The organism is Bradyrhizobium sp. BRP20, assembly GCF_020194215.1.
GTDB classification, from domain to species: Bacteria; Pseudomonadota; Alphaproteobacteria; order Rhizobiales; family Xanthobacteraceae; genus Bradyrhizobium; species Bradyrhizobium yuanmingense.
Map to the genome: position 1 here is coordinate 1 of NZ_JADYVY010000054.1, position 4,712 is coordinate 4,712.

Genomic DNA, 4,712 nt, shown 5'->3' on the forward strand with positions numbered 1-4,712 from the left:
TCCCAGCTGCGCTAAACGAGGGCCAAGCCCATAGAGATGCGCTAAAAGTGAAGTGAGAACGACGCCACCGAAGAGAGCAATGAGGTCCCTCGTGGCAGAACTGCGCCAATCGAAGTGCAATACGCGCAATCGTGGAGTTGACATTCTCATCCCATTCAAACACTCCGCAGCGCGGGGTGGCCCAGTGAGGTTCTTGGCCGCAGCATGATTGTTGAGAACCAGATGTTGCGCCGATTGCCGAACTTCAGTAACGGCTTCGCAAGCAGCAATGAGCCATCGGGGCGCGATAGCGGCCTCCCGCAAACGTTGTGTTCGAGCGACCGGCAAGTTCGCGCACCGAAGCAACGAGCTATATCCTGAATATGCCGCTTCAAGACTTTGACGACGGCTGTCACGCGACGCCGTCGTAGCAAGCAACGACATAACAGCTCCCGGCAGCTAGTGACCGCAGCCTATTGCGGTGCGAACCTGCCTGCAAACTGCAATGGATGGACCATGACCGAATAGTTGTTAATAGAGGCGGCTTTGGCTCGGAGAACAGCGAGAACGGGCGTCCGGGTCAAGAGCACCGGAGACGGAGTGAACGATGAACGATATCCTAGGCGACAACCACACGGTTGCGGCCCTCAAATTTTGCGCGATAGAGTCGCTGGTCGGCGACGTTCACGAACCCGTCGAGCGTGTCTCCATCACGCCTGAACTCCGACACTCCAACGCTGATGGTGACGCCGACCGACGGTTCGGCTCCGACGTCGAATGCAGTGCGTTCGATGGCCGATCGAAGGCGCTCGGCGACCGCGCCAGCCGCGTCGAGCGTCGCCCCCGGTAGCAGTACCATGAATTCTTCACCGCCCACGCGCGCGACAGATTCGTAAGGCCGGATTGCCTCCAGACACTTTCGCACGAATACGCGCAGGACCTCATCGCCGACGCTGTGACCACGTGAGTCGTTTGTATCCTTGAAATGGTCTAGATCGAGGGACAGCAGAGACAAGGGCGCCCCGGTCCTCTTGGCTCGTGCGATCTCCGCGCCGATATGCTCGATAAAGTGGCGCCGGTTCCCGGCACCGGTTAGTGGATCAGTGGCGACGAGCCGCTCCAGCCGTTGATTGCTCAATTTCACTTGCTGAAGTGCCTTTTGAGTGTCGGCCATCGATTTGGCCAGGCGGGCGGTCATTTCTTCCTGGCTATAGATGGTGGCGAACGATTGCGTTGTTCGGAAAGCCTGGACGACGCCATAGCTGAGCAAAAAAAATCCGCCAGCAAAGATTGCGTGAGCCAGCCACCACATATGATTCCACGGCGCGGCCAAAATGAATGCGAGCGACGATAGCGCAAGCCATGCGACAGAAACGCCGAAAACAAGCATGAGCGGCGAGTGAATCCGTCGCATGAGCAAGACCGCGACGTTCAGCGCACTGAAGAGCAATGCGCCGCCCTCCATGGACAGGCGGACCACCGGGTGCCCAGCATAGGGTGAATAGGCGACCAGTGCGACAGCTAGGTCCATCGTAAGGAACAGGCCAATCCACGTCAGCCATGCGCGCGTGTCCGAGCACTTCTCAAGTCCGTCTGACGGCCGGTTGTAGCTGAGTAGCCCGACGAAGAGCAAAATCGACATCGCCAGACGCGACGCTGGCCCATAGAGCAGAAACAGCCAAATGTTGCGATGTGCCATCCCCGTGAAGGCGCCGTGCAGCGTATAGATCAGCACGAAGGCCAGAAAACCAAGCGTCAACCACCGCAACAGAGGCTCGCCTGAAGACTGATAGCAGCGCCACGTCACATATGTGACGAACAGCCCCTCGAGGGTAGCGACGGCGATGGCGAATTCGTGGAACAGGTGGTCTTCAAACTTCAGCGCGGGATCTTGCTGGAAATAGAGGTAAGCGATGAACTGAGTGGGTAGCAGGGCGAAGCCGATAATGAGAAGGCTCGTATACGCCTGTGTGATCAGCCGCAGCGCGCTGGGCGGCTCCTGCAACATAAGATTGGTACTCATATGCTATACCGTCATTCCATGATGATCGCACGCGGTCCTTTCATGAACTCGTGGGGCCCTTCTTCAAGCATGGAGTCGTGCTAGACAAGCAAAGTGAAGGCATCATGGCTCGTCTCCGCCGTAGCTCATCCAACACCCGGCACGGGTGATCCCGCTGAACGGGCGCGGAAGTCACAAGATTTACGTTTCCGTCCATCGGCTGCACTCATCCGGACGGGGCTGCGACGCCGCCAGGATTGGCTTGCCATCCAGGAGCGGCCAAGTTCGTCACTGCGGGATCGCCGGTGCCGTGGCGAATTATGTGTTCGAGCCCAGTACGTTCAGCCCACCCGCAAAGGTATCGTGCGTGTTCAGTACAGTATCCAGCTGCTGCCCCGAGTCGTCACGATCTGCGACCCGGTCGAAAACGCGCCGGAGGAGGAGGAAATCACGAGGCCATTGAGGAAGGGATTCTGCGCATTACCGTACTCAATCGTCTGCTTGTCACCCACTGGTAGCGCCGCTGTGACGGTCGGTCCGGACTGGTTCGGCTCGGAGCCGACGAGCGTGATGAGCAACACCGTAAGTGTCAGCCCGCTTTGATTGATGAGTTTCTTGTATACCATCTGTGACCTCCGTCCTGCCCGTGTCCCCGCGGCAAAATGCGGGACAGAGGTTCCGCTATATACATTAACTGGCTAAGCTAAGCCCCTGCCAGATCTTGTAGGCGGCCGACATTTGGAGCCTGCCAGGACTGGGCAGGTCACTTTATGCCAAGCGGCTGGAGCGCGGCCGCTGTTTGTGGCCGTCGGCGGCGGACGTGGTGACAATCACCCCAGTCCAGCTTCGCTACATGCTCGACTACCCATGCGAATGCTCCTCCTCGTGAGGCTGTGATTCTGAGATGGAGATGGTCGAGCTCGTGATTGCGTAGTTTTCGAGCCTCCATCGCGCACGGCGTGTTGGAGAACGGGTGCGCGTCCGAAGGGATGCGATCGATTAAAAGGCCCGCTTGCCTGCTGTTCAATACGCCAGCGAAATTTCTGTGTGCTTAGCAGGTCGGATGAATGCCGCCATCGCGTACAGGCCGGGCGTGCAAGAGAATGCGCTGGGCCGTGATGGGCAGCACGTTGTCGGGGCAATTTGGCGACCGATGTTGCTAGGTCGTCAATATGGCAGCGATTAGCAATTTCATCATCGTGCATGTTGGTGCGGGCGGGCTTGAGCACGCGTTCTACTCACTTTTGATGCAGTTTGGAGGATGTCTTGCGCTTTGATTGGGGAAAATCAGCGCCATGCAGCAAGCACTCCACCGCTCCAGTCTGGTGCCGCGTGGGTTCGTTGAAGAGAGCGCGTGCTACGAGGGTGACAAAGTTGTCATTACGGTCCGAGCATCCAGAAGCGTTGGCGTATGTCCGTCGTAGAGAACGGTTTCCCGACGTGTCGATAGCCGGAATCGACGACGCGTGACCGATCTGCCGCTCTTGGGGCGGATCGTAGGAGCTCCTGGTGATCGCCCGTCGCTTCCGCTGCGACGCCGTCCTGTGCGGTGCTATATATTCGCTGAGCGCTTCGCAAGGGATACTGGCTCCGTCGGCGCGACGCACGGCGAGGCTGGGCTCTATCGTCCATCACCTTGGTCTGGCGCTTGGCGGTCGTCCGGCGGCAACCTTCGCAAAACAGCTGATGTTGCCGGTAAGTAAAGATACGCTCCTGCGCGTGGTCCGACGCCGTCGCCGTTCCCTGGCTGGCCCGCTCAGGGTTATCGGCATTGATGATTGGGCCTGGCGGCGCAATCACCGATGCGCCAGCATCATCTGCAATCTGGAACGACGCCGGATCGTCACCCTACTGCCGGATCGTGAACCCACGACCGCCCAAGCCTGACGTGCTCATCCCACGATCGCGATCGTCGCCCGAGACCGTGGTGGAGAATATTGTGAGGCGGCGGCCAAAGCCTTGCCGCAGGCGGTGCAGGTCGCGGATCGCTGGCATCTAATGGAGAACGCGAGCCGAGCCTTCCTCAAGGCCGTCCGCAAATCGATGCGTCAGATCCGCGTCGTCATCGGTGCGACTACGATTGGTCCCAATCTGCTGACAGCCGCCGAGCGCCCCAGTATGAGGGCTATCGCCAATCGGCTCTTTAATTGCGGGTTGTTGTCAACTTTTTTTGAAGCCATATGGCAAAGTAGTCGCGCTCGGCCCGACGGAGCAGGTCGGGGTTGCGCAGACGGGGCGAGCGCGGCTGGTGGATCTATAGCGAGCTCGTAGTAATAAGCTGATTTGCTGTCACCTGGTTTCAATGTGATCAGTTGCCCGATGGTCCTTTCCGAGGTCGTAAGCGCCTCATGATGATGTCCGGATCGGGTGCCTCCTCGTTTGCAACGGGGTGCGGACGAGCCGCTACCAGCCGATTGACCGAGGTCATTACGACCACCGTCCCAGCGGGCATCGCCAGCCCGGCGGACCGGGCCAGGAACCTGCAAAAAAAGTCGGGCTGGCATGTTGCCCCCGTCGAATGATGTGCCGTCGACCCAGATACAGTGGAGGATGACAGTGATCTTGCGGGCCGGTCCGGACGTGTCGGTGCCCGCGGGATCGGACACGCGAGCGTGAGCCTGCAGTCCGAAGTTCGGCGGGACCAACTGGGACGGACAGTGCCCCGGTCGGCCATCAGTTTTCAGACCAAAGCGAACACCTTGACCCTGTAGCCCGCCACGAAGCGCCTGCA

2 protein-coding genes and 1 pseudogene are annotated in these 4,712 nt (G+C 59.3%); 1 reads left to right on the plus strand and 2 read right to left on the minus strand.

From position 1 onward, the window contains the following. Positions 1–598: 598 nt before the first annotated feature. Together I6F33_RS38445 and I6F33_RS37615 are read right to left on the minus strand one after the other, a co-directional pair. A complete protein-coding gene (locus I6F33_RS38445; RefSeq protein WP_276573717.1) occupies positions 599–2,002 on the minus strand; it encodes a GGDEF domain-containing protein in 1,404 nt (467 codons plus the stop codon). Between the two features lie 350 nt (positions 2,003–2,352). Further along, a complete protein-coding gene (locus tag I6F33_RS37615) occupies positions 2,353–2,607 on the minus strand; it encodes a hypothetical protein (RefSeq protein WP_225145765.1) in 255 nt (84 codons plus the stop codon). Positions 2,608–3,276: 669 nt separating this feature from the next. On the opposite strand from I6F33_RS37615, the pseudogene I6F33_RS37620 reads away from it, so the two are divergent. Then, positions 3,277–4,116: pseudogene (locus I6F33_RS37620) on the plus strand (ISL3 family transposase); the annotation flags it as partial. Between the last annotated feature and the right edge of the window lie 596 nt (positions 4,117–4,712).